Consider the following 22,449-nt stretch of genomic DNA (forward strand, 5'->3'; position numbering starts at 1 on the left):
CGTATGCGCAGGGCCGATGCTGACCCGCTGACGCGACTGGGAGGCTCATCATGGACGAACCGGCATCGACGAAGACACCGCTCGAGCACGACTGGTCTCCTCCGCTTCCGGCCGCGCCGGGCTTCGAGCACATCGTCGTCGAGACCCCGGGTGCGCGCAGCCACGTCGCCGTCATGGGAGCGGGCGAGCCGGTGATGATGCTGCACGGCTTCCCGCAGCACTGGTGGGAATGGCGGCTCGTCGCGCCGCGGCTCGTCGCGCACGGCTTCCGCGTGATCTGCCCTGATCTGCGCGGTTCGGGATGGACCGAGGTCGACGATCCCGAGATCCGCCGCACGTCGATGCTCGCCGACCTCGTGGCGATGATGGATGCCCTGGGCGTCGACAGCGCGCACATCGTGAGCCACGACCTCGGCGCCGTGGTCGCCGGTCAGCTCGCCTATGAGCATCCGGCCCGGGTGCGCACGGCCGTGCAGCTCGCCGTGCCGCCCGGATTCATGACCTTCAGTCCGAAGCTCCTCCCGGCCTTCAAGCACATGCCGCCATTGCTGCGACATCGGCATGGGCAGTCGCTCGCCTGGCTGTTCGGCACCGACTACGCGGCTCAGCCGATGACGCACGACATCGTCGACGGATACCTGCGTGTGCAGGCGCGGCCCGGATTCGACGCCGCCGTCCGTGCGCTCTACCGCGGCATGATCATCCCCGAGGTGATCCGACTGTCGACGGGGCACTACAAGCGGCGGCGGCTGCATCCGCCCACGTTGGCGGTGTTCGGTCGCCGAGACGGGCCGTTCGCCGAGCGGACGGTTCGCCGGATCTGCCGGGGACAGGATCGGTACGCCGATCGGTTCGATCTCGCCTTCGTCGACGGCGCCGCGCACTTCGTCGTCGACGACGCACCCGAGGCGGTCGCCGACCTCTGCCTCAACTGGTTCGCTCGCGGCGGTGAGGATTCCGGGGCGGGGGAGTAGCGTCGACCGCATGAGCGACTCGGAGCAGGGCGGCGACAGCGCATGCTGGCTGGCGCAGGTCTGCCCCGAGTGCGGGGCGCTGCTCGACGACCTCGCCGCTCCCTGCTGGCGGTGCGGCCGGAAGCCGGACGAGGAAGCGGGCTGAGTGAGACCGCGACCTCAGGCGGCCAGATCCACGGCATCCATGATCGTGTAGCTGTACCCCTGCTCGGCGAGGAACCGCTGGCGGTTCTGCGCGTAGTCCTGGTCGACGGTGTCCCGGGCGATCAGCGTGTAGAAGCTCGCGGTGTGATTCGACTGCTTGGGCCGCAGCAGGCGGCCCAGCCGCTGCGCCTCCTCCTGACGCGAGCCGAACGAGCCCGACACCTGGATCGCCACCGACGCTTCGGGCAGGTCGATCGAGAAGTTCGCGACCTTCGACACCACGAGCAGTGAGATCTCGCCCTCCCGGAACTGCCGGTACAGCTCCTCGCGCTCGTCGACCGGCGTCGCGCCGGTGATCTGCGGCGCGTTCAGCGCCTGCGACAGGCTCTCCAGCTGGTCGAGGTACTGGCCGATCACCAGGATGCGCTCGCCGGGGTGCTTCGCGATCAGCTCGCGCACCGCGGTGATCTTCGCCGGGGCGGAGGCTGCGAGCCGATACCGCTCGTCGTCGGTGGCGGCGGCGTACTCGAGACGGTCGCTCGGCGGCAGATCGACACGCACCTCGTAGCAGGCGGCGGGGGAGATGAAGCCCTGCGCCTCGATCTGCTTCCACGGCGCGTCGAAGCGCTTGGGCCCGATCAGGCTGAACACGTCGCCTTCGCGACCGTCCTCCCGGACCAGCGTCGCGGTGAGGCCGATTCGGCGCCGCGCCTGCAGGTCGGCGGTCAGCTTGAAGACGGGAGCCGGCAGCAGGTGCACCTCGTCGTAGACGATGAGGCCCCAGTCCATCTCGTCGAGCAGGGAGAGGTGCGCGTACTGCCCTTTCCGCTTCGCGGTGAGGATCTGGTAGGTCGCGATGGTGACCGGCTTGACCTCCTTCGCCTGCCCGGAGTACTCGCCGATCTCCTCCGGGGTGAGCGAGGTGCGCTTGAGCAGCTCGTCACGCCACTGGCGCGCCGAGACCGTGTTGGTCACCAGGATCAGAGTGGTCGTGCCGGTCGCGGCCATCGCCCCGGCGCCGACGATCGTCTTTCCCGCGCCGCACGGCAGCACCACCACGCCCGAGCCGTCCTTCGAGAAGGCGTCGACCGCCTGGCGCTGGTACGGCCGCATCGACCAGCCGTCTTCGTCGAGCTCGATCTCATGCGGCGTACCGGGCGTGTACCCCGCGAGATCCTCGGCCGGCCAGCCGATCTTCAGCAGCTCCTGCTTGATCTGACCACGGGCCCACGCGTCGACGACGTAGCTGTCGGGGGAGGGATGCCCGATGAGCAGCGGCTGGATGCGCTTGTTGTTGGCCACCTGCGCCAGCACGGCGGGATCGGTGGAACGCAGCACCAGCGTGCCTTCATCATCGCGCTCGATCACGAGCCGCCCGTAGCGGTTCACCGTCTCGCGCAGGTCGACGGCGACCGACGGCGGCACCGGGAACCGCGACCAGCGGTCGAGGGTGTCGAGCATGTCGTCTGCCGTGTGCCCGGCGGCGCGGGCGTTCCACAGGCCCAGCCGCGTGATGCGATAGGTGTGTATGTGCTCCGGCGCGCGCTCCAGCTCGGCGAAGATCGCCAGCTCGTGCCGGGCGCTCTCGGCGTCGGAGTGCGCGACCTCGAGCAGCACGGTGCGGTCGCTCTGGACGATCAGCGGGCCATCAGACATAGCAGACCAGTCTAGCGGCCGCTCGGTCGACCGGTCGCATGCCGGTCAGTCCTGCACCACGCGCACCGACACGATGCTGCGCACGGGCAGGGTCCGCTCGACGTCCGCGGCTCGGTCACGACCGCGCAGCCGCCCGCCGCCCAGTCCGGCGGCCTCGAGGGCGAGTTCGCGCAGCGATCCGTCGGGCATCGCGACCTCGACGAGCAGCACCGCCTTCGCCCGCACCGCGGCTTCGAGCTCCCGGTCCAGCCAGGCGGCGTCCGCATCCGGACCGTGACTGGCACGCAGCCGGGCGATCAGCGCGGCATACCGGCCGTCGTCGGCAGGCGCGTCGACCGCGATCCGCGCGCGTCCGGCGGCGACGCTGCGGCCACTCGCATCGATCAGAGTCGCCGGATACCGGGCATCCGCCAGCGCCCACGCGACCGCCTCAGCACCCACGCGGGTGATGAGCCGGTCGCCCTCTCGGATGAGTCCGAGCGGGCGCAGATTCCGGTCGATCGCCATGGCGTCGAGCAGGTGCGGGTCGCCGCTGGTCACCGTCGTGACCCCGTCGGAGTTCGGGCGCACGCGCACGAGACCGTGCCGCGCCGCGGTCTGGCCCACCAGGTACTCCAGCGGCTGGGGAACGCCGGTCAGCGAGATGTCGCTCAGGAAGCTCAGGATGCCCTCCGCGGTGTCTCCCTCGACCAGAGCCCGCGCCACGGATTCGGCGGTGAAGCGGTACGACGACGCCTGCGCGGCATCGTGCTCGGTCATCGCGCGCAGCCGATTGTCGAGCAGGGGGTGCAGTGGGCCGGGTGCGATGGCGGAGAGGTCGTTCTGCAGGAAGATGCGATCGACCTCCGACGGCAGCAGCGCCTGCAGCGCCGCGCTGTCGAACCTCTCAGCGGTGTGCAGAGGAAGCCCCCACTCCGGCACCGGCCACACGCCGTCGCCTCCGGCGAGCACGCCGATCCGCCACGCGAGGGTGCGCAGGCGCTCAGCCCGGCCGGGCCAATGCGGATCCCATGGATACGCCAGCGGCCAGTCGGCCGCCGCGTCCTGCGCGACCCCGGGCGGCAGAGCGTCGCGCAGTCCCGTGGCCACCATCGTCCACCGATCGGGGAACGAGGCGTCGAGCCAGTCTTCGGCATCCGCGGTCAGCCGCAGCTCGCGATCGACCCGACGAGCGAGTCCGGTGAGCTCGGCGAGATCGCGCAGCTCGTCCAGCTCGCCGCCGTGCGGCAGACGGCGCTTCTCGGTCGCGCTCAGCGCGCCCGTGGCCACCAGGCTCAGCGGGGCGGAGCGGGCGGCGAGCAGCAGCTCGGCGAGCCCGCCGACGGTCGCGAAAGCGCGTTCGGCCGCCCGCGCCGAATCATCGGCGGATGCTCGTGCCGGCTCTGCGCCGTCGGCGTCCGGGAGCTCGTCGCGCGCCTCGACGAGCGCACGCACGGGCGGCAGCACCCGGCCGTCCTGGTCGAGCAGGCCCATCCCGGCATCGCCGAGCTCGACGGGAGCCTCGGCGATGGCGGCGGCGCGAACGGCACGCGCCTCGACGAGCGTGAGAGCGGCGAGGGCGCGTTCGATCGACGCGGGCTCCAGCAGCGCCTCCGCCGCGTCGAAGAAGTCGGTCCACCCGGCATCCGGGCGCACGCCCCGCTCGCGCAGCATCCGCTCCAGCTGCGCGTCGCTCGCAGCGGCGAGCCTGTCGGCAAGCGGACGGGCGTGCGTGCTCATGGTCAGGACCCGGAGTCCGCGCGCCCCTTGCGAACCCAGCTGATCACCAGCAGCGCGATGATCATCAGGAAGGCGATCGGCAGGCCGAACAGAGGCAGGCCCGCGACGAACGGCCAGATCCCGTGTCCGAACGACGCCTGATCCATCCCGATCGCGGTGCCGATGATGATCGAGAAGAAGCTGATCACCGAGGCCGCGGCCAGGCCCAGGGCGGTGAAGGCGAGGAATCGCTCGAGTCGCCCGCTCGTCGGCGCGCTGGTGTCGTCGTGCTTGCTCATCGGTCTCAGCGTATCCCCTGTGCGCGCGGGCGGACGGGTAGGCTGGAGGGGTCGCGCCGCCGCGCGACGTCTACATCTTCGTGTTTCAGTGAGGTTCTCCCATGCCCACCGGCAAGGTCAGGTTCTACGACGACGAGAAGGGGTTCGGCTTCATCGCATCCGATGACGGTCAGGACGTCTTCCTGCACGCCTCTGCCCTTCCTGCAGGCGTCTCCGTGAAGAAGAACGCGCGCGTCGAGTTCGGTCTCGCCGACGGTCGCCGCGGTCCGCAGGCGCTGTCGGTGCGCGTGCTGGACGCTCCGCCCAGCCTCGCCAAGGCCGCGCGCAAGCCCGCAGACGACATGGCCGTGATCGTTGAGGACCTTGTGCGCATGCTCGACGAGATGGGCGGCGACCTGCGTCGCGGACGCTACCCGTCGGCCGCCCGCAGCCGCACGGTCGCCGCCGTTCTCCGCAAGGTCGCTGATGACCTCGACGCCTGACGACCTCGCCGCCGCGACCCGTGATCTCGCGCTCGCGGCGCTGCACGAGATCACGCCCGCGTCGACCGTGGGGCCTGCCGCCGGTCACACCGTCGAGGAGAGCGGCGCCGTCTCGCTGCGCTTCGAGAATCGCCTGCCCGGCTATCCCGGCTGGTTCTGGACCGTCACGGTCGCCCAGGTCGACGACTCCGAGCCGACCGTTCTCGAGGTCGAGCTCATGCCGGGCGACGGGGCGCTGCTCGCCCCCGACTGGGTGCCGTGGGCCGAGCGTCTGGCCGAGTACCGCGCGCACCAGGCCGAGCTCGCCGCCCAGGCCGAAGCCGGAGCCGGTGAGGATGGAGACGAGCCGGACGAGGACTCCGACGAGGATGACGACTCCGACGAGGATGACGACTCCGACGAGGACGACGTCTCGCCGCGCCTGCACGCCGGTGATCTCGACGGCGTGGACATCGACGAACTCGACGACTCTGACGAGGATGACGACTCTGACGAGGATGACGACTCCGACGAGGATGACGACTCCGAATAGCGACCCGCGCCGGGCATCCTGACCCGGACGCAAGAAGAGGCCCCGCCGAACGGCGGGGCCTCTTCTTGCGGGTCGTCAGTCCTGGTGCGCGAGGACGTGCTCTATCGAGCGGATCAGCTGCCGCACGTCGTCGGGATCGATCGACACGAACGTCGCGATGCGCAGCTGGTTGCGACCGAGCTTCCGGTACGGCTCGGTGTCGACGATCCCGTTCGCGCGGAGGGTCTTGGCCACCGCGGCGGCGTCGACGCTGTCGTCGAAGTCGAGGGTGGCGACCACGGGCGAGCGATGGGCGGGGTCGCTGACGAATGGGGTGGCGACGTCCGACGCGGCCGCCCAGTCGTAGAGCAGCCCCGACGACTCGGCCGTGCGCGCTGCCGCCCAGCTGAGTCCGCCCTGCGCGAGGATCCACTCCAGCTGACTGTCGAGCAGGTGCAGCGTGGCCAGTGCCGGGGTGTTCAGCGTCTGGTTGAGGCGCGAGTTGTCTACGGCGTTCTTCAGACCGAGGAATTCGGGGATGTGGCGATCCGACGCCGCGATGCGCTCGATCCGGTCGATCGCCGCCGGTGACACGGCCGCGAACCACAGCCCGCCGTCCGAGCCCAGGTTCTTCTGCGGTGCGAAGTAGTAGACGTCGGCCTGCGTGACGTCGAAGTCGATGCCGCCGGCGGCGCTGGTCGCGTCGATCACCGTGAGGGCGCCGTCGGCCTTGACGCGCTGCACGGGCGCGGAGACGCCCGTGGAAGTCTCATTGTGCGGCCAGGCGTACACGTCGATGCCGTCGGCGACCTCGGCTGCGGTCAATGATCCCGCGTCGGCGGTGCGCACGTCCGGTGCCTCCAGCCACGGGGCCGCGGCCGCCTTGGCGAACTTCCCGCCGAACTCGCCGAACACCAGGTTCTGGCTCCGACGCTCGATCAGCCCGAATGCGGCGGCGTCCCAGAACGCCGTCGATCCGCCGTTGCCGAGGATGATCTCGTACCCGTCCGGCAGCCGGAACATCGCAGCCAGCCGCTCGCGGACGCTTCCGACGAGGTTCTTCACCGGCGCCTGCCGGTGCGACGTGCCCAGCAGCTCGACACCCGCCGCGGCGAGTGCGGCGACCTGCTCGGGGCGCACCTTCGAGGGGCCGCAGCCGAAGCGTCCGTCGGCGGGCAGCAGTTCGCGGGGGATCTCGATCGACATGGGTCGATTGTAAAGGCGCGCGGCCCGTGCGCTGCGTCCTGTGACGGACTGGATGTCGGCCGAGAAGGTAGGCTTGCCTAAGAGCTCCGGAGGGCATGAATGACCGATCTGATCGACACCACTGAGATGTATCTGCGCACCATCCTCGAGCTCGAGGAGGAGAACATCGTTCCTCTGCGCGCGCGCATCTCCGAGCGTCTGGGCCACTCCGGGCCCACTGTGTCGCAGACCGTCGGCCGCATGGAGCGAGACGGACTCGTCGTCGTGTCGGAGGACCGCCGTCTCGAGCTCACCGACGACGGCCGCCGCAAGGCCGTGGATGTGATGCGCAAGCACCGGCTCGCCGAGCGCCTGCTGTCGGACGTGATCGGGCTGGACTGGGCCTACGTGCACGAGGAGGCGTGCCGCTGGGAGCACGTCATGAGCGAGCAGGTGGAGCGCCGCCTCGTCGAGTTGCTCGGCCACCCGACCGAATCGCCCTACGGCAACCCCATTCCGGGGCTCGACCAGCTGGGCGACATCGAGACGCCGGCCTTCGAGACGGGGGTCGTCGGTCTGGTCAAGAAGCTGGATGCCGCCGGCGGGCCCATCACCGGCACCGTGCGACGCCTCGCCGAGCCCGCTCAGGTCAGCCCCGACCTGCTCGAGCAGCTGCGCGATGCAGGCGTGGTGCCCGGCGCGAGCGGCGACTACCGGTACAGCGAGGGGTACGTGCTCATTCAGATGGACGGCCGCGACGAGGGCCTCGAACTCCCCGTCGAGCTGGCGTCGCATATTTTCCTCGTCGGGGAGAACACCTGATCAGGGCCGCTTCTGTGAGGCATCGGGGCGATTGCCAGGTTCACAGGGTGACAGAATCGTTATCTTCGGGTAACGTCGGTGAGGTCGTCGGAGAAGAAGCCCGCCGATGACGAAATCGCGAAGATCGCCTCCCTGGCTCGTCGTCTTCGCGAAGAGTTCGCACAACGTGCCGTGTGACATACGTGCCCGATAAACGACATTGCTGACGAGCCTGCGCTGCCCGAAGCGCGGAGGCGCAGGAGGAATCCCTTTTGGCCGAAGAAATCGTCCCGACCGAGTCCGCCGGAAACCCGAAGCCGGCTCGACGCAGATCACCGAACCGCGGAGCTCGTTCGAGCGTCAAGCCGATGCGCACCATCGCGATCCTGGGAGCCGTGGGCGCCCTCGTCGCCGGCGTCGCCCTTCCGGCTCTGGCGTCCTCGAAGCCCGCGCCGGCACAGGCCGCCACGCTGCAGCAGATGGCGTTCGACGATGCCCAGTCGCTCGTCGTCGCCTCCAAGGCGACCAGCGCTCCGCTGGAGCGCGGCACCTACTCCGCGACCACGCCCGATGAGATCGCGAAGAAGAAGGCCGAGGAGGCCGCCAAGAAGCGCGCCGCCGCAGCGGCAGCGGCAGCCCGCGTGGCCGCCAGCACCCGGACGGGTGGCGGAAGCGTCAGCGACGCGGATCTGCGCCTGATCTCCGCCGGCTCCGGCGCCATCCGCTACCCGCTCGCGCAGGGCTCCTACTACGTCAGCCGGACGGTCGGAGGCGGCCACGAGGGCGCCGACATGGTCGCTCCAGCAGGCTCGCCGATCTTCGCCGCCACCGGCGGTGTGGTGCGCGTGTCGTCGGAGAGCTTCGGCGCGTACGGCGTCGCGGTCGTGATCGACTCGGTCGTCGGAGGCAAGCGCGTGTCGACCACCTATGCGCACATGACGCACGGCACCCGCGCCGTGCAGGCGGGTCAGACCGTCGAGCCCGGCCAGTTCATCGGCAAGGTCGGCAACACCGGCCGCTCCTTCGGGGCGCACCTGCACTTCGAGGTCCGCGTCAACGGATCGCTCGTCGAGCCGATCGGCTGGCTGCGCGCGAACGCCGGCTGAACGACACCGATACCTCCCGTTCTGTCGGGGTGCGTCCACCGTCCATGTGGATGGGTTACCCTGAACGCGTCGTCGAACGGACGGGAGGAAGCCGATGGAGCCGATACCGGGCATCCGCACCATGGATGCGCTCGGTCGTCTGGTCCTTCGGCAACGCCCGCAGATCCATCTCGGTCTGACCGAGCGCGAAAGGCGCTGTCTGTAGACAGCGCCTTTTCGTGTATCCGCGTCTCCTCCTGCTCCGCCGACGTCGTGTGAGTCGAGAGTGCCGGGAAGCCATCCCGGCGGATCGAGAGGATGACGACGATGCGCACACTGGTCCTGAACGCCGGATACGAGCCGCTGACGGTGGTCTCGTTCAAGAGAGCGATGGTGCTCGTGATGAACGAGAAGGCCAGCGTGATCGAGCGCGTCGAGGACGATCCCGTCCTGGCAGGTCGTCGTCGGTACGACCGGCCGGTGGTGATCCTGCTCACTCGGTACGTGCGCGTTCCGACCGCTCGCCGGCAGCCCGTGACCCGACGCGGAGTGCTGCGCCGGGACGATCATCGCTGCGGCTACTGCGGCCGAGCGGCGTCGACCATCGATCACGTGATGCCGAGGTCGCGCGGGGGAGCGGACAGCTGGGAAAACCTCGTCGCCTGCTGTCTGCGCTGCAACAACTCCAAGAGCGACCGAACCCCCCAGGAGATGGGCTGGGAGCTGCGCCGCGCTCCGCGCGCCCCGCATGCGGGCACCTGGATCGTGCGCGGCGCCGAGCGCGGCGACCCGGTGTGGGAGCGCTATCTGGCGCTGGCGGCGTAGCCGCAGGGCGGCGACTAGACTTGTCGGGCGCCTTCGTAGCTCAGTCGGATAGAGCAGCCCTCTCCTAAAGGGCAGGTCGCAGGTTCGAATCCTGTCGAGGGCACGACGACACAGGGAGCCGCCCGAAGGGTGGCTCCCTGCGTCGTCTCTCAGTCCGCGGCAGCGGGGGGCATGGGGCGGGGACACACGCAGAGAGCGGGCCGCCACCGAGGACGACCCGCTCTTTCCCCGCGGATGTCAGTGCGCGGCGTGGTACGCCTCGAGCACGTCGGCGGCGATCCGCCCGCGCTCCGAGACCTTCATCCCCTGCTTCTTCGCCCACTCGCGGATCTCGACCGTCTCCGAGCTGCGCGCTGCACGACGACGCGGCGCAGCGGGGCGCGACGCGGTGGCACCCGAGGCGCGACGGCCGGCGTCGATGTACGGAGCGAGGGCGTCTCGCAGCTCCTGTGCATGGGAATTCGTCAGATCGACCTCGTAGGCGACGCCATTCAGAGAGAAATGTACGGTCTCTCCTTCGCCGACGTCGAGCAGTGTTCCGTCGATATCGTCGACCAGCTGGTGCACAATTCTTCGAGCCATGAAGAAGACATTAATTGATCGCTCTGATATCGCGCAATCGACCTCAGGCGATTTCGGCCATGAATGCCATTTTCTGCTCAGGGAAGAAGTCCCGCCCGGCGCGCGCGGGCGACGGCGGCCAGACGAGTGGATGCATCGAGTTTCGACATGGCCGCGCTGAGATAAGCCTTCACGGTGCCTTCACGCAATCCCAGCTGCGCGGCGATCTCGGCATTCGTGGCGCCCAGTGCGGCGCAGGCGAGCACGTCCGTCTCGCGGGGTGAAAGGCGCACGGTGCTGATCGACCCGGTTGTGGTCGACGGCGCGGGGGCTGAATGGCCGACCAGGCGGCGCTCCACAGCCGCGATGCGCTCGCGCAGCGTCTCGTCGGCGACTGAGGCGGCGATGCTGCGCAGCTCGGCGAAGCTCTCCCGCAGATCCTCCAGGTGCGCGCCGGCGATCACGGACTCCGGCTTCATCGAGCGCATCCGCTTCTCGACCTCGTCGCGGATATGCAGTTCGTCGGCGATGCTCTGTGCGACGCTCATCGCCGGCGCGGTCGTCACGCCGCCGATCTGCGATTCCTCCCATGCCCCCGCGTACAGCACGCCGCGTGGGCGTCCGTTCACGACGATCGGCAGTGCGAGCAGCGTGCGCAGTCCCTCGCCGAGCACGAACACGTCATAGTCGTGGGTGATCTGCTGCGAGGTGCGGTAGTTGTTCGTCATCCGCGGTCGAAGCTCGATCATCGCCCGCCCGCCGAGGCCGCGTTCGGGACGCACGTTCAATCCGTCGAGGCTGTGGGTGCGGTTGCCCACGATGCTGGTGACCCGCACCACGCCGTCTTCGATCAGCCCGCCGAACGCGACGGGGAAACGGGTGCGGCGGGCGAGCTCGCGCACGCCATCGGCGAGGAGTTCCTCGGCTGTGCCGATCGGCTTGTCCGTGTCCACTGATACCAACTTTCGGGAGTGACGACAGAGCCGACCGATTTCGTAGCGTCGACGATACCACCGCGTGATAACAGTCACGCGGATGACGGACATGTGGCAAGGAGGCCCCATGACACGACCGACGACCGGTGATTCCGTGCACGGAATCGACTATGTGGCAGTCGAGGAATCCGACACCTTCCAGGGGCTCAAACGAATGCAGCGGTCATTCGTCTTCCCCATGGCCGTGTTCTTCCTCATCTGGTATTTCGCCTACGTCCTTCTCGCCGCCTTCGCGCCGGACTTCATGAGTCAGCGCGTCTGGGGCGACATCACCATCGGCCTGCTGATGGGGCTGGGGCAATTCGTGACGACATTCGTTATCACGATGGCTTATGTGTCATTCGCGAATCGTCGACTCGACCCTGTCGCGAGCGAGATCCGTGACGAGCTCGAGAAGGCGGACGCGCACTCATGACGACGATTCCCCTGGCCGCTGCGACGGCCGACAACGACCCCGTGCTGAACATCGCCATCTTCGGTGCCTTCGTCGCGGTGACGCTCTTCATCGTCATCCGCGCCAGCCGCAACAACAAGACCGCCGCGGACTACTACGCCGCGGGCCGCTCCTTCAGCGGCACGCAGAACGGCTTCGCGATCGCCGGCGACTATCTGTCGGCGGCGTCGTTCCTCGGCATCTGCGGCGCGATCGCGGTGAACGGGTACGACGGGTTCCTGTACTCGATCGGATTCCTCGTCGCCTGGCTGGTCGCTCTGCTCCTGGTCGCCGAGCTGATGCGCAACACCGGCAAGTTCACCATGGCGGACGTGCTCGCCTTCCGTCTCACGCAGCGCCCGGTGCGCATGGCGGCGGCCATCACCACCCTCGCCGTGTGCTTCTTCTATCTGCTCGCGCAGATGTCGGGCGCCGGCGGCCTGGTGTCGCTGCTTCTCGGCATCGACAGCAGGCTGGGGCAGTCGATCGTGATCGCCGTGGTCGGCGTGCTGATGATCGTGTACGTGCTGATCGGCGGGATGAAGGGCACCACCTGGGTGCAGATCGTCAAGGCCGGACTGCTGATCGCCGGCGCTCTCGCGATGACGCTGTGGGTGCTCGCTCTGCACGGCTTCAGCCTGAACACGCTGCTCGAGGCGGCCGTGGCCGAGTCGCCGTCCGGTGACAAGATCCTCGGGCCCGGGCTGAAGTACGGGGCGAACCCGCTCGACTTCATCTCCCTGGGCATGGCCCTCGTGCTCGGCACGGCCGGGCTGCCGCATGTGCTCATGCGCTTCTACACCGTGCCCACGGCCAAAGAGGCGCGCAAGTCCGTCGTGTGGGCCATCTGGCTCATCGGCGGCTTCTACCTGCTCTCGCTCGTGCTGGGCTACGGCGCCGGCGCACTGGTGGGGCCCGAGACCATCACCGCCGCACCGGGCGGCGTCAATTCCGCGGCACCGCTGCTGGCCCAGGCGCTGGGCGGACCCATTCTCATGGGCTTCATCTCCGCGGTCGCCTTCGCGACGATCCTCGCGGTCGTCGCCGGGCTCACCATCACGGCGGCGGCGTCGTTCGCGCACGACATCTACGCGAACGTGATCAAGCGAGGCAAGGACGGCACCGGTGTGGTCGACCCCAACGGCGAGGTGAAGGTGGCTCGCCGTACGGTGATCGTCATCGGCATCCTCGCGATCGTCGGCGGCATCGGAGCGCAGGGGCAGAACATCGCCTTCCTCGTCGCGCTCGCGTTCGCGATCGCGGCTTCGGCGAACCTGCCGACCATCCTCTACTCGCTGTTCTGGAAGCGCTTCAACACCCGCGGCGCGGTGTGGAGCATGTACGGGGGTCTGATCGCGGCGATCGGCTTGATCGTGATCTCGCCGGTGTTCTCCGGCAGTGAGACGTCGATGATCCCCGGTATCGACATCGCGATCTTCCCGCTGGACAACCCGGGAATCGTCTCGATCCCGCTCGGATTCCTGCTCGGCTGGATCGGCACGGTCACCGCCAAGACGGCGGAGTCGCGCGCTCTCGCCGCGGAGATGGAAGTGCGCTCGCTCACCGGTTACGGTGCGGAGAAGGCGGTGGATCACTAGGTCTCCCCAGGGATACCCGAGTGCCGCGTCCCCAGTGCGGCAGGAGCGGAGCCCGGCGGCCTACACGCCGGGCTCCGCTTCGTTCACGCTCGTGACGCCGATGCGTCACGCTCGAGATCCAGCAGGTAGCGCTTGCGCTCGGGATGGGCGCCGTAGTGGCCCGGACTTCCGTCGGCGCGGATCACCCGGTGCACGGGCACGATCACCGACAGGGGAGTCAGTCGGCACGCGGTGCCCACCGCGCGCGCCGCCCCCGGGCTGCCGGCGATCACGGCGACCTCCCCGTAGCTCATCGTCTCTGCCCACGGGATGTCGCAGACCGCCTGAAGTGCAGACCGGGTGAATCCGTCGACCAGACGCCAGTCGAAGGCGAAGCGCTCATCGAATCGCACCGGCTCTCCCTCGAAGTACGCGGCCAGTGCGTCGGTCAACTCGTCGGCGGCCCCTGGAGCCTTCTCCGGTGCTGCACCCAGACGGCGACTGACGCCCTCGAGCAGCCAGGGCACACCGGGGTCGGTCGACTCCGACAGATCGAAGCTCACGATCCCGGCATCCGAGAAGACGGCGAGCGCGTCGCCGAAGGGGGTGGGCGCGAAGTCGTAGCGATAGCTCATGCCCCCATCCTGCTCCCCGTCCCGCCGGCGGGATGCCGGTATCGCCGAGACGGTGGACAACCGACGGCGACGCGCCTCCTGTGCAGGACGAATGCCCGTGCGGTCGGAGCCGAATCCACGCGAAACGGCCCGGAATACCGCCCGTCGCGCGTGTCGCGCCTAGGCTTGCGGTGTGTGGCGACGAGAGGCGAAGGATGCTGAGAGCGCGGACCAGCAGGCCGCAGTGACGCTCGGCGACCTCAGCGACTCATCGACCGGGGTCGGCATCGCGCATGCCGCGGAGGAGCGGCGCACCAGTCTGCGGGCTCAGGCGGCCGATCTCGGCGGAGCGTCGCCGCTGACCACCTTCGTTGACGCGCCCGAGTCCGTCATCGACATCTCGAAGGCGCACCCCGGCAGCCTGCCGCAGTTCATCACCGGCCGCTCCACCCTGCTGTCGAACCTCTTCCGCGACGAGGTGGGGCTGCGCACCGCGCGCATGGCCGCCGAGCGGATCACTGCACGCAACACCGAGTTGCGCACCGTTCGCGGCATCGACGCCGTGCGCCTCGCCGTCGGCATCGCGCGCTGGCGCCTCGGCGGCGCACAGTTCGCCGCGCCCGTGCTGCTGCGTCCGCTGGCAATCCGCCGGCACCACTCCGACTTCGAGCTGAAGCTGCACGGCCGCTTCGAGGTCAACCCCGAGCTCGTGCGCGTCGCCCGTGAGCACTTCGGTCTCGAGATCGATCCGGCCGGCCTCGCATCCCTCGCCTACGACGGCGGCATCTTCAAACCGCAGCCGGTGATCGATCAGCTGCGCGCCCTCACCCATTCGATCGACACGTTCGCGGTGCACCCGCGGCTGGTCGTGTCGACCTTCGCCGATGTCGCCGACGCGATGGTCCGCGACATGGTCGACCTCGATCACCCGGTGCTGAACGCCCTCGCCGGGCACATCGGCGACCGTGAGCGGGTGACCGCACCTCGAGATCTTCCCGCGGCCGCAGGTCCAGACGACCGGGCGCCGGCCTCCGAGAGCCTCCTGCTCGACGCCGACTCCGAGCAGGAGGAGGTGCTCGCCCGCATCGCGGCCGGTCACTCCCTCGTCGTCTCGACCCTTCCGGGTACAGGGGGCACGCAGACCGTCATCAACGCGCTGGGCGGATTCGTGCGCTCCGGGCGGCGGGTGCTGGTCGTCTCGGCCCGCCGCTCCACCCTCGATGGCGTCCGGCACCGCCTGGCCGGCGTCGGGCTCGACGCGCTCGCCGTCTCACCGAGTCGCGCGCGCCGCGACCTCATCACGGCGATCGCCCGCAGCGAGAAGGCCACGCAGCCCAAGGCCGCCGAGCTCGATGAGGCCCTGGTCCGACTGCGAACAGTGCTGCGCGACTACCGCAGTGCGCTTGCGAATCCGGTGGGGCGCACCGGGGCATCCGTGCTCGACGCGACCCGCGAACTCACCCGTCTAGCCTCACTGCCCGTGCCGCCGTCCACCGGCGCCAGGCTGTCGATGCAGACCCTCGAGAAGCTCGCAGGCGACCGCCGCGACGCCGCACAGGCGCTGACCCGAGCCGCGAAGCTCGGGGAGTTCCGCTTCGGGCCGGATGACTCGCCGTGGTACGGGGTCAGCTTCGACACCGCTGAGGCGGCGCAGAAGGCTCATGAGCTGGCCGGGCGTCTGCACGGAACCGCCGTGCCGTCTCTGCTCGAGCGCGGCTACGAGCTCATCGCCCAGACCAGCATGCGTCCGTTCGGCACGATCGACGAGCTCGGCGAGTACGTGCGGCTGCTGCAGGGCATCCGCGATTCGCTCGACCGATTCAGCCCGACCGTCTTCGAGCGTCCGCTCGGTGAGCTGATCCAGGCGCACGGCTCACGCCGCGACGCCCCCGGCATGTCGTCGGCCAACCGCCGCCGGCTCAAGAAACTCGCCCGTGAGTACGTTCGGCCCGGCGCCCACGTCTCGGAGATGCACGAGGCGCTGCTGCGCATCCAGCAGCAGCGCACGCAGTGGCAGCGCTACGTCGAAGCCGGCGTCGCCCCTCAGGTTCCCCTCGGCCTCTCCGATGTGCACGTGGCCTGGGAGCGGGTCTCGGCCGAGCTGGGCGACCTCGATCGCGCGCTCGGCCGTCGCGAGCCGCTGAGTTCGCTTCCCGTCGCGCGCCTCGTGCGCACTCTCTCCGGTCTCGCCGCGCGCTCTGCCGTGTTCGACAACCTCGTCGAGCGCACGCAGATCCGCGACGCGCTGGCGGCCCTGGGCCTTCGCCCGCTGCTCTCCGACCTGTCGGTGCGGCACGTGCCGCAAGAGCGCGTCTCCGCCGAGCTGGAGTTCGCGTGGTGGCAGTCGCTGCTCGAGCGCGCCCTGCAGGATGACCGGTCTCTGCTCGGCGCGAACACGGCGGTCGTCGACCGGCTCGAGCGCGACTTCCGGCTGGTGGATGAGGCGCACACGGCGATGGCGGGGCCGCTGCTCGCGTGGAATCTCGCCAGCCAGTGGCGCATCGCGATCGTCGATGAGCCCGAGCAGGCCGCTCACCTGCGTCAGGCGCTCAAGAGCGGCGAGGCGAGCACGGCCGAGATCGTCTCGGCCGCCCCCGATCTGGTCCGGGTTCTCGCGCCGGTGTGGATCGCCTCGCCGTACGAGGTGCCCCTGATCCCGGACTCGGTCGAGTTCGACGCCGTGCTGCTGGTGGATGCCGCGGCCGTGAACCTCGCCGAGACCGCGCCGGCGATCCGCCGCGCCCGTCAGATCGTCGCGTTCGGCGACCCGGTGACGCAGCGTCCCACCCCGTTCGCCGTCGCCACGATGGCCGACCCGGACTGGGAGCCGGAGGTGGAGTTCGACGACGTGTCGGTTTTCGAGCGTCTCGCCGAGCTGTTCCCGGTGACGACACTGACCCGCAGCTACCGCGCCGGCGGCGAGGACCTCGCCGAGCTCATCAACGACGCCTTCTACGGGGGCGAGATCTCCTCGCTGCCCTGGGCCGGGTCCTACCTCGGCCGCGGCAGTCTCACCGTCGACTACGTCGAGGGGGGAGTGGGAGCACCCGACCCCGATTCGGGAGCGGTCGAGAGCCCGGATGCCGAGGTGGCGCGCGTCGTCACCCTGGCGGTCGAGCACGCCGTGCACCGTCCCAGCGAGTCGCTCATGGTGGTCACGGCGAGCCGCCGCCACGCCGAGCGGGTTCGCGCCGCCGTGGCATCCGCGTTCGCCGGGCGCTCGGACGTCGCCGAGTTCGTCGGGCGCGACACCGCCGAGCCGTTCGCCGTGCTCACCCTCGAGGAGTCCGTCGCCGAGAGCCGGGATCGGGTGATCTTCTCGCTGGGCTTCGGACTGACCAAGCACGGTCGTGTGCTCAGCGACTTCGGCGACCTGTCGCAGCAGGACGGCGAGCGGCTGCTGACGGTCGGCATGACCAGGGCGCGTCGCTCGATGGTGATCGTCTCGTGCATCCGCCCGTCGGCATTCGACGAGGGCCGCCTCGAGCATGGCGCATCGACGCTCATGTCGATCCTCGGCGGACTCGCCGCCCGCGGCCGCGACGCGCGCCTGGAAGACCTGGCGGACCCGCTCACCCTCGCGCTGGCGCGGGAGCTGCGCCGGCTCGGCGCGTCGGTCGACGTCGACTACCGGGGGCTGCTGCCGCTGGTCGCGCAGCACGACGGGCGCGCAGTCGTCATCGAGTGCGACCCCGAGACCCGAGGGGAATCGCTGCGCGAGAGCGTGCGCCTGCGGCCCCAGGTGCTGCGCCGGCTGGGGTGGCACTACGTGCGCGTGCACGCCTTCGACCTGTACAGCGACCCGGCGACCGTCGCGCGACGGATCGCCACGGTGCTGGGCATCGACGAGCACACCGTGCGCGCCGAGAACGACACGCAGCCGCTCGAACTCGATGAGTGACGAGGGCCAGCGCATCGTGCGCGTCGCCGGCGCGCGCCGGGCGAAGCTCACCCCCGTGGCGGGGACGACATCGGAGCCGCACGTGAAGGATGACCCCATCGCGCCTCCGCCGCAGGAGCGGGGGCCGAACGACGAGCGCATGCTGCGTGAGGTGCCGCCGCACTACTGATCCGCCGAGGAGGTGCGCGCAGACGAGAACGCCCCGCCCCCGAAGGGACAGGGCGTTCGCGGCTGATGGTCGATCAGCGGGTGTCGGCGTCGCGACGCATGAGGTCGCGGATCTCGATGAGCAGCTCCTGCTCGGTCGGCAGGGTCTCCTCCTCGACGGCGGGGTTCTTCGCGGCCTGGCGTTCCTTGTACTTGTTCATCGGAACGACGAACACGAAGTACACGACGATCGCCACTGCGAAGAAGCTGATGACCGCACTGATCAGATCGCCGAGCGGGAAGGTGACCTGCTGACCGTACAGGCCGGTCAGAGTGGGACCGAACTTGCCGTCCTCACCCGGCTGGTAGAACAGAGCGACGAGCGGATTGATGATGCTCGACACGACCGCATTGACGATGGCGGTGAACGCACCGCCGATGACCACCGCGACGGCGAGGTCGATGACGTTGCCCTTGGTGATGAACTCTTTGAACCCCTGGATCATGGACTTGCCCTTCATTCGCTTCGGCCTCAGTTCGAAGCCGGGGCCTTCGCGGGCGCCGGGGTGGCGGCCGTCGAGGATTCCGTCTTCGATGATGTCGAGGTGGAGGCTGTGCCCGCCACATTTCCGCGCGAGTCGGTGCGATAGAAGCCCGAGCCGTTGAAAGTCACGCCCACCGATCCGTACTGCTTGCGCAGCGCTCCACCGCACTCCGGGCACAGGGTGAGAGAGTCCTCCGAGAACGACTGCACGGCGTCGAAGCGGTGGTCGCAGGCGGTGCACGCGTAGGCGTAGGTGGGCATGGATGCTCCTGTCAGTTCCGCGCGGGCGACAGGGTGATGGTCTGCGTCGGGGTGACGATGCCATCGACCGGCTGGTCGTGCACTTCGCGCGGCAGCGAATCGAGTACCTCGGAATCATAGATCACCGCGTACACCGGCGGGCATCCCTCCATCGACCCGATGGTCTTGTCGAAGTACCCCCGCCCCCAGCCCAGGCGCGTGCCGTCTCTGTCCACGGCGGCGGCCGGGATGATCATCAGATCGACGTCGTTGACGGCGATGGGGCCGAGCACCTCGCCCGTCGGCTCGGGCAGCCCGAACATCCCCTCGGCCACCGCACCGGAGTCGTCGGCGACGGCCCAGTCGAGCAGACCGTCGGCCCGGGTGATCGGCAACAGCACCCGGATGCCCCGGCGCACCGCCGCCTGGATGAACGGCATCGTCCCCGGCTCCGTGGTGGTGGAGAGGAAGCAGGACACCGATCTCGCGTCGTGCGCGTCGAGGAGAGCGTCGAGCTGCGAAGCGATGCCCGCGGCCGCCTCGTCGCGCTGCATCTGAGAGAGGACCTGTCGGCGTTCGCGCAGTTCGGCGCGCAGTGCGCGCTTCTGCTGTTCTGCTTCGCTCCGCATGCCCCGATCATACGGGGCCGGTGTGCGCGGAGTTCCGGGTCGGGAGCAGGCCCCGAGACTATGCTGAACCGCATGAGCACCATGAAGGCGGTCATCCCCGCTGCAGGCCTCGGCACGAGATTCCTGCCGGCGACGAAGGCGATGCCGAAGGAGATGCTTCCCGTCGTCGACAAGCCGGCGATTCAATACGTGGTCGAAGAGGCCGTCGCCGCAGGCATCCACGACATCCTGGTGATCATCGGGCGCAACAAGAACGCCATCTCCGACCATTTCGACTCGGTTCCCGAGCTCGAGGTGCGACTGCAGGCGAAGGGCGATCACGGGCGGCTCGAGCGGGTGGTGAAGTCCAGCGACCTCGCCGACATCCACTTCGTCCGCCAGGGTGAGCCGAAGGGCCTCGGGCATGCGGTGCTGCGGGCTCGGACGCACGTCGGCGACAGCGCCTTCGCGGTGCTGCTCGGTGATGACCTGATCGATGAGCGCGATTCGCTGCTGACCGAGATGATCGCGACGCACGAGCGCACGGGCGCAGCCGTCATCGCGCTGATGGAGGTGGATCCCGCGCAGATCCACCTGTACGGCGCGGCCGATGCGAAGCCGACTGATGCCGAAGGCGTGGTTCGGGTGGACGCCCTGGTCGAGAAGCCCGCGCCGGAGGACGCCCCGTCGAATCTCGCCGTGATCGGACGCTATGTGCTTCCGGCTGCCATCTTCGACATCCTCGAGCGCACGGCACCGGGCAAGGGCGGCGAGATCCAGCTGACCGACGCGCTGCAGGAGCTCGCCGCCGACCCCGACGGCCCCGGCGTCGTCGGCGTCGTGTTCGGCGGCCGGCGCTACGACACCGGCGACCGCGCCGACTACATCAAGGCGATCGTGCAGCTCGCCGCCGACCGAGACGATCTCGGCGGTGAGCTGCGGCCGTGGCTCAAGCAGTTCGCGGCCGGTCTCTGACCGGGGGATGCGATGCCCAATGACGCCCCGCCGGTGATGCGCCACGGCTCGGTCGCCCTGCGTCTGGTCAAGCCGCGCGATGCGCGGGTGCTGCAGCGCGAACTGCTGATGAACCGGCCATGGCTCCAGCCGTGGGAGGCGACGATCCCCGGCGGCACCGCGGGATTCGACATGCGCGCGAGCATCCGCCGGCTGCTGCAGCAGCATCGTGACGGAGCGGGGTACCCCTTCGTGATGGAGTACGACGGCGAGATCGCCGGACAGCTCAACATCTGGGGCATCGCCCGCGGATCGCTGTCGTCGGCGACGATCGGGTACTGGGTGAGCGAGCGTTTCGCCGGGCGCGGCATCACCCCGACCGCGGTGGCGCTGGCGACGGATGCCGCCTTCGACCAGTTCGGATTGCACCGGATGGAGATCTGCATCCGTCCCGAGAACCGTGCCAGTCTGCGTGTGGTGCAGAAGCTCGGGTTCCGGTACGAGGGGCTGCGACGCCGCTACATCCACATCGACGGCGACTGGCGGGACCACTACGCGTTCGCCCTCACACAGGAAGAGGTGCCGAACGGCGTGCTGGCGCGCTGGGTGAGCGGTGCGGTGCCGGCCGAGGCCGCAGTGATCCCCCCGCATGACGCGATGCAGAGCTGAGCGCCGCGGCGACACACGCGCCGGATTGTCGGGGCCGACGTGCAGCGCCGCGCTAGCGTGGTGTGCATGGACGGGCCGGTGCTGAGTGGGGGCGTGATCGCCCTCGTCGCCGTGCTGCTGTGGGCGCTGTACTTCGTGCCCAGCTGGCGCGGTCGACACCAGTACTACGCCGCCGAGCGCAACGCCGTGCGGCTCAACCAGGCGCTTCGCGTGCTCGCCGAGACGAGTGAGACCCCCGAAGAGGTGCGCCTCGAGCTGACCACGCGCACCGCGCACGCCCAGCAGCGTCTCGCCAAGCGCGTGCAGGCCGAGAAGGAGAGTGCTCAGCTCGAGCGCCTCCGCGAAGAGCTCGCGGCCACCCGCCGCGATCCGGTGATCCGTCGCGCGCGTGCCCGCCGACGAGTGCGACTGTCTGCGACGGGTGCCATCGTGGTGGCCCTCGGGATGCTCGGATTCGGAGCCTGGGACCTGGTCACGACCGGCGGATGGCTGCTCGCCGCCGGCGGTCTCGTGCTCGGCACGCTGAGCGTCATGGTGCTCTCGCGCATGGCACGTGTCGCCCGCCGCGGTGCCGCCCGGGTCGCGCGACCTGCGGTCGAGCCGGTCGTCGAGCGGGTGTCGCCCCCGCTGCACGACCAGGGGCCCGCGGTCTGGACTCCGCGTCCGGTGCCGCAGCAGCTCGTGACCGTGTCCGGATCTCGGGCGCAGGCCGCGCAGGCGGAGATCGATGCCCGCACCGAGCGCGAGCGCGCCGCCCGCCGCGCCGAGCTGCGTCGCCGCGCGGAGGAGCTGGCACCTGCCGCACCTGCCCCGCTGCCGGTGGCTCCCGCTGCGGCGGACTCCTCGCCGTACTCTCGGATGGGTGTCGTCGACGACGCGGAGATCGAGGCGCATGTGCGTCAGCTGCTCGCGCGTCGAGCAGCCGGCTGAGCGTGATAACCTGAATCCTGTTCACGGGCCTATGGCGCAGTTGGTAGCGCGCCTCGTTCGCATCGAGGAGGTCAGGGGTTCGAATCCCCTTAGGTCCACACCGTGAGCAGAAACCCCCGCACTGAGGTGCGGGGGTTTCTGCGTTGCCGGGGTGGGCGCTGCCGCCTCGGGGGTGCGACACGCCCGGGGTGTGGTGGGGATTTGCGGGGTGGGTGGGTGGCGCGTAAGTTATTACTTGTTCGCCCCAAGCGGTTGAGCGGAAGGCCTGAAGGGCCTGGCTCCCCTCCAAGTAGCGAACCACCCACCTCCGCTTCGGATCACTTGTTGGTTTGGAGGGGCTGTTAGGCCCGGGGAGTGTGGTTCCCGGTTCGGGTTCGTCGATTTGACAAGCTCGTCGGATGGGATAGGCTGGAGCGGCTGCCTCGTGCGAGGCGGTGGATGTCTTCACCTTGATCCTTTCGGCGTGTCGGATTTGACTGCCTGGTCGGGGAGACATACGATTGTGAAGTTGCCCTGCGCTTCTTGCCCTGATGGGGTAGGTGTGCGGGTGCGTCCGATCCTTGAGAACTCAACAGCGTGCACTTGTCAAATGCCAAATTATCCTCGTCCAACCCTC

Annotated in this window: 24 protein-coding genes and 2 tRNA genes; 16 read left to right on the plus strand and 10 right to left on the minus strand. The window is 69.4% G+C overall.

From position 1 onward, the window contains the following. Positions 1 to 50: 50 nt before the first annotated feature. Positions 51 to 974, plus strand: coding sequence for an alpha/beta fold hydrolase (locus tag V2S04_RS04520; protein WP_413637249.1), 924 nt, complete (start codon positions 51 to 53; stop codon positions 972 to 974). A gap of 10 nt (positions 975 to 984) precedes the next feature. Beyond that, entirely contained in the window at positions 985 to 1,119 is a 135-nt protein-coding gene (locus V2S04_RS04525; RefSeq protein WP_340086434.1) for a hypothetical protein, read from the plus strand. A 14-nt stretch (positions 1,120 to 1,133) separates the two neighbouring features. On the opposite strand, the gene V2S04_RS04530 is transcribed toward V2S04_RS04525, so the two are convergent. The 3 genes from V2S04_RS04530 to V2S04_RS04540 are packed head-to-tail and all read right to left on the minus strand — an operon-like array spanning position 1,134 to position 4,771. Beyond that, on the minus strand, positions 1,134 to 2,774 hold the full coding sequence (locus tag V2S04_RS04530; RefSeq protein ID WP_099195728.1) for a DNA repair helicase XPB: 1,641 nt from the start codon (positions 2,772 to 2,774) through the stop codon (positions 1,134 to 1,136). A 45-nt stretch (positions 2,775 to 2,819) separates the two neighbouring features. Continuing rightward, a complete protein-coding gene (locus V2S04_RS04535; RefSeq protein ID WP_413637250.1) occupies positions 2,820 to 4,493 on the minus strand; it encodes a helicase-associated domain-containing protein in 1,674 nt (557 codons plus the stop codon). 2 nt (positions 4,494 to 4,495) lie between these two features. Then, positions 4,496 to 4,771 carry a multidrug ABC transporter ATPase gene (locus V2S04_RS04540; protein ID WP_099195730.1) on the minus strand — a complete coding sequence of 92 codons (276 nt, stop codon included), beginning with the start codon at positions 4,769 to 4,771 and terminating at the stop codon, positions 4,496 to 4,498. Between the two features lie 101 nt (positions 4,772 to 4,872). Here V2S04_RS04540 and V2S04_RS04545 point away from each other — a divergent pair, with 101 nt between their 5' ends. Then, a complete protein-coding gene (locus tag V2S04_RS04545; RefSeq protein WP_099195731.1) occupies positions 4,873 to 5,253 on the plus strand; it encodes a cold-shock protein in 381 nt (126 codons plus the stop codon). Beyond that, a complete protein-coding gene (locus V2S04_RS04550) occupies positions 5,237 to 5,785 on the plus strand; it encodes a DUF3027 domain-containing protein (protein ID WP_413637251.1) in 549 nt (182 codons plus the stop codon). The genes V2S04_RS04545 and V2S04_RS04550 overlap by 17 nt, the downstream gene beginning before the upstream one ends. Positions 5,786 to 5,860: 75 nt before the next feature. On the opposite strand, the gene serC is transcribed toward V2S04_RS04550, so the two are convergent. Further along, positions 5,861 to 6,970: a phosphoserine transaminase gene (gene serC, locus V2S04_RS04555; RefSeq protein ID WP_413637252.1), complete on the minus strand. Its 1,110-nt coding sequence runs from the start codon at positions 6,968 to 6,970 to the stop codon at positions 5,861 to 5,863. Between the two features lie 99 nt (positions 6,971 to 7,069). Between serC and V2S04_RS04560 the strand changes: the two genes are divergently transcribed. The 4 genes from V2S04_RS04560 (at position 7,070) to V2S04_RS04575 (ending at position 9,763) form a co-directional block, all read left to right on the plus strand. Continuing rightward, positions 7,070 to 7,771, plus strand: a complete 702-nt coding sequence (locus V2S04_RS04560; protein WP_413637253.1) for a metal-dependent transcriptional regulator — start codon at positions 7,070 to 7,072, stop codon at positions 7,769 to 7,771. A 347-nt stretch (positions 7,772 to 8,118) separates the two neighbouring features. Beyond that, positions 8,119 to 8,856: a M23 family metallopeptidase gene (locus tag V2S04_RS04565; protein WP_413637254.1), complete on the plus strand. Its 738-nt coding sequence runs from the start codon at positions 8,119 to 8,121 to the stop codon at positions 8,854 to 8,856. Positions 8,857 to 9,162: 306 nt separating this feature from the next. Continuing rightward, positions 9,163 to 9,660, plus strand: coding sequence for an HNH endonuclease (locus V2S04_RS04570; RefSeq protein WP_099197146.1), 498 nt, complete (start codon positions 9,163 to 9,165; stop codon positions 9,658 to 9,660). A 29-nt stretch (positions 9,661 to 9,689) separates the two neighbouring features. Next, positions 9,690 to 9,763 (plus strand) — tRNA-Arg (locus V2S04_RS04575). A gap of 134 nt (positions 9,764 to 9,897) precedes the next feature. On the opposite strand, the gene V2S04_RS04580 is transcribed toward V2S04_RS04575, so the two are convergent. Beyond that, on the minus strand, positions 9,898 to 10,242 hold the full coding sequence (locus V2S04_RS04580) for a histone-like nucleoid-structuring protein Lsr2 (RefSeq protein WP_413637255.1): 345 nt from the start codon (positions 10,240 to 10,242) through the stop codon (positions 9,898 to 9,900). A gap of 77 nt (positions 10,243 to 10,319) precedes the next feature. Then, on the minus strand, positions 10,320 to 11,174 hold the full coding sequence (locus V2S04_RS04585; protein WP_413637256.1) for a LuxR C-terminal-related transcriptional regulator: 855 nt from the start codon (positions 11,172 to 11,174) through the stop codon (positions 10,320 to 10,322). Positions 11,175 to 11,283: 109 nt separating this feature from the next. Here V2S04_RS04585 and V2S04_RS04590 point away from each other — a divergent pair, with 109 nt between their 5' ends. Both V2S04_RS04590 and V2S04_RS04595 read left to right on the plus strand, forming a co-directional pair. Beyond that, the gene (locus V2S04_RS04590; protein WP_413637257.1) at positions 11,284 to 11,631 is read left to right on the plus strand and encodes a DUF485 domain-containing protein; all 348 of its coding nucleotides are present in this window, start codon (positions 11,284 to 11,286) and stop codon (positions 11,629 to 11,631) included. Then, complete coding sequence (locus V2S04_RS04595; RefSeq protein WP_413637258.1) at positions 11,628 to 13,247, plus strand: cation acetate symporter; 1,620 nt, start codon at positions 11,628 to 11,630, stop codon at positions 13,245 to 13,247. The genes V2S04_RS04590 and V2S04_RS04595 overlap by 4 nt, the downstream gene beginning before the upstream one ends. 83 nt (positions 13,248 to 13,330) lie before the next feature. Here V2S04_RS04595 and V2S04_RS04600 read toward each other — a convergent pair whose 3' ends face one another. Further along, the gene (locus V2S04_RS04600; RefSeq protein WP_413637259.1) at positions 13,331 to 13,861 is read right to left on the minus strand and encodes a methylated-DNA--[protein]-cysteine S-methyltransferase; all 531 of its coding nucleotides are present in this window, start codon (positions 13,859 to 13,861) and stop codon (positions 13,331 to 13,333) included. Between the two features lie 172 nt (positions 13,862 to 14,033). On the opposite strand from V2S04_RS04600, the gene V2S04_RS04605 reads away from it, so the two are divergent. Both V2S04_RS04605 and V2S04_RS04610 read left to right on the plus strand, forming a co-directional pair. Further along, positions 14,034 to 17,741, plus strand: a complete 3,708-nt coding sequence (locus V2S04_RS04605) for an AAA family ATPase (protein WP_413637260.1) — start codon at positions 14,034 to 14,036, stop codon at positions 17,739 to 17,741. Next, the gene (locus V2S04_RS04610; protein ID WP_413637261.1) at positions 17,734 to 17,910 is read left to right on the plus strand and encodes a hypothetical protein; all 177 of its coding nucleotides are present in this window, start codon (positions 17,734 to 17,736) and stop codon (positions 17,908 to 17,910) included. Before V2S04_RS04605 ends, V2S04_RS04610 begins: the two co-directional genes overlap by 8 nt. 73 nt (positions 17,911 to 17,983) lie before the next feature. Here V2S04_RS04610 and mscL read toward each other — a convergent pair whose 3' ends face one another. Genes mscL through V2S04_RS04625 form a run of 3 tightly spaced genes read right to left on the minus strand, consistent with a single transcriptional unit; the run spans position 17,984 to position 19,301 of the window. Next, the gene (mscL, locus tag V2S04_RS04615; protein ID WP_413637286.1) at positions 17,984 to 18,394 is read right to left on the minus strand and encodes a large conductance mechanosensitive channel protein MscL; all 411 of its coding nucleotides are present in this window, start codon (positions 18,392 to 18,394) and stop codon (positions 17,984 to 17,986) included. A 26-nt stretch (positions 18,395 to 18,420) separates the two neighbouring features. Continuing rightward, the gene (locus V2S04_RS04620; protein WP_413637262.1) at positions 18,421 to 18,693 is read right to left on the minus strand and encodes an FmdB family zinc ribbon protein; all 273 of its coding nucleotides are present in this window, start codon (positions 18,691 to 18,693) and stop codon (positions 18,421 to 18,423) included. An 11-nt stretch (positions 18,694 to 18,704) separates the two neighbouring features. After that, a complete protein-coding gene (locus V2S04_RS04625; protein WP_413637263.1) occupies positions 18,705 to 19,301 on the minus strand; it encodes a 5-formyltetrahydrofolate cyclo-ligase in 597 nt (198 codons plus the stop codon). Between the two features lie 81 nt (positions 19,302 to 19,382). Here V2S04_RS04625 and galU point away from each other — a divergent pair, with 81 nt between their 5' ends. From galU to V2S04_RS04645, 4 genes are all read left to right on the plus strand, one after another. Then, positions 19,383 to 20,255 (plus strand): UTP--glucose-1-phosphate uridylyltransferase GalU, encoded by an 873-nt coding sequence (galU, locus tag V2S04_RS04630; RefSeq protein ID WP_413637287.1) that lies wholly within the window; start codon positions 19,383 to 19,385, stop codon positions 20,253 to 20,255. 12 nt (positions 20,256 to 20,267) lie between these two features. Next, positions 20,268 to 20,903 carry a GNAT family N-acetyltransferase gene (locus tag V2S04_RS04635; protein ID WP_413637264.1) on the plus strand — a complete coding sequence of 212 codons (636 nt, stop codon included), beginning with the start codon at positions 20,268 to 20,270 and terminating at the stop codon, positions 20,901 to 20,903. A 66-nt stretch (positions 20,904 to 20,969) separates the two neighbouring features. Next, on the plus strand, positions 20,970 to 21,833 hold the full coding sequence (locus tag V2S04_RS04640) for a hypothetical protein (RefSeq protein ID WP_413637265.1): 864 nt from the start codon (positions 20,970 to 20,972) through the stop codon (positions 21,831 to 21,833). Positions 21,834 to 21,858: 25 nt separating this feature from the next. Further along, positions 21,859 to 21,931 (plus strand) — tRNA-Ala (locus V2S04_RS04645). Positions 21,932 to 22,449: the final 518 nt, after the last annotated feature.

The organism is Microbacterium sp. OR21, from assembly GCF_047306785.1.
Lineage (GTDB): Bacteria > Actinomycetota > Actinomycetes > Actinomycetales > Microbacteriaceae > Microbacterium > Microbacterium esteraromaticum_E.

Bases quoted from the DNA above. Each gene is read 5' to 3' on its own strand.
- V2S04_RS04520 (WP_413637249.1), top strand. From the start codon at position 51: ATGGACGAACCGGCATCGACGAAGACACCGCTCGAGCACGACTGGTCT.
- V2S04_RS04525 (WP_340086434.1), top strand. From the start codon at position 985: ATGAGCGACTCGGAGCAGGGCGGCGACAGCGCATGCTGGCTGGCGCAG.
- V2S04_RS04530 (WP_099195728.1), bottom strand. From the start codon at position 2,774: ATGTCTGATGGCCCGCTGATCGTCCAGAGCGACCGCACCGTGCTGCTC.
- V2S04_RS04535 (WP_413637250.1), bottom strand. From the start codon at position 4,493: ATGAGCACGCACGCCCGTCCGCTTGCCGACAGGCTCGCCGCTGCGAGC.
- V2S04_RS04540 (WP_099195730.1), bottom strand. From the start codon at position 4,771: ATGAGCAAGCACGACGACACCAGCGCGCCGACGAGCGGGCGACTCGAG.
- V2S04_RS04545 (WP_099195731.1), top strand. From the start codon at position 4,873: ATGCCCACCGGCAAGGTCAGGTTCTACGACGACGAGAAGGGGTTCGGC.
- V2S04_RS04550 (WP_413637251.1), top strand. From the start codon at position 5,237: ATGACCTCGACGCCTGACGACCTCGCCGCCGCGACCCGTGATCTCGCG.
- serC (WP_413637252.1), bottom strand. From the start codon at position 6,970: ATGTCGATCGAGATCCCCCGCGAACTGCTGCCCGCCGACGGACGCTTC.
- V2S04_RS04560 (WP_413637253.1), top strand. From the start codon at position 7,070: ATGACCGATCTGATCGACACCACTGAGATGTATCTGCGCACCATCCTC.
- V2S04_RS04565 (WP_413637254.1), top strand. From the start codon at position 8,119: ATGCGCACCATCGCGATCCTGGGAGCCGTGGGCGCCCTCGTCGCCGGC.
- V2S04_RS04570 (WP_099197146.1), top strand. From the start codon at position 9,163: ATGCGCACACTGGTCCTGAACGCCGGATACGAGCCGCTGACGGTGGTC.
- V2S04_RS04580 (WP_413637255.1), bottom strand. From the start codon at position 10,242: ATGGCTCGAAGAATTGTGCACCAGCTGGTCGACGATATCGACGGAACA.
- V2S04_RS04590 (WP_413637257.1), top strand. From the start codon at position 11,284: ATGACACGACCGACGACCGGTGATTCCGTGCACGGAATCGACTATGTG.
- V2S04_RS04595 (WP_413637258.1), top strand. From the start codon at position 11,628: ATGACGACGATTCCCCTGGCCGCTGCGACGGCCGACAACGACCCCGTG.
- V2S04_RS04600 (WP_413637259.1), bottom strand. From the start codon at position 13,861: ATGAGCTATCGCTACGACTTCGCGCCCACCCCCTTCGGCGACGCGCTC.
- V2S04_RS04610 (WP_413637261.1), top strand. From the start codon at position 17,734: ATGAGTGACGAGGGCCAGCGCATCGTGCGCGTCGCCGGCGCGCGCCGG.
- mscL (WP_413637286.1), bottom strand. From the start codon at position 18,394: ATGATCCAGGGGTTCAAAGAGTTCATCACCAAGGGCAACGTCATCGAC.
- V2S04_RS04620 (WP_413637262.1), bottom strand. From the start codon at position 18,693: ATGCCCACCTACGCCTACGCGTGCACCGCCTGCGACCACCGCTTCGAC.
- V2S04_RS04625 (WP_413637263.1), bottom strand. From the start codon at position 19,301: ATGCGGAGCGAAGCAGAACAGCAGAAGCGCGCACTGCGCGCCGAACTG.
- galU (WP_413637287.1), top strand. From the start codon at position 19,383: ATGAAGGCGGTCATCCCCGCTGCAGGCCTCGGCACGAGATTCCTGCCG.
- V2S04_RS04635 (WP_413637264.1), top strand. From the start codon at position 20,268: ATGCCCAATGACGCCCCGCCGGTGATGCGCCACGGCTCGGTCGCCCTG.
- V2S04_RS04640 (WP_413637265.1), top strand. From the start codon at position 20,970: ATGGACGGGCCGGTGCTGAGTGGGGGCGTGATCGCCCTCGTCGCCGTG.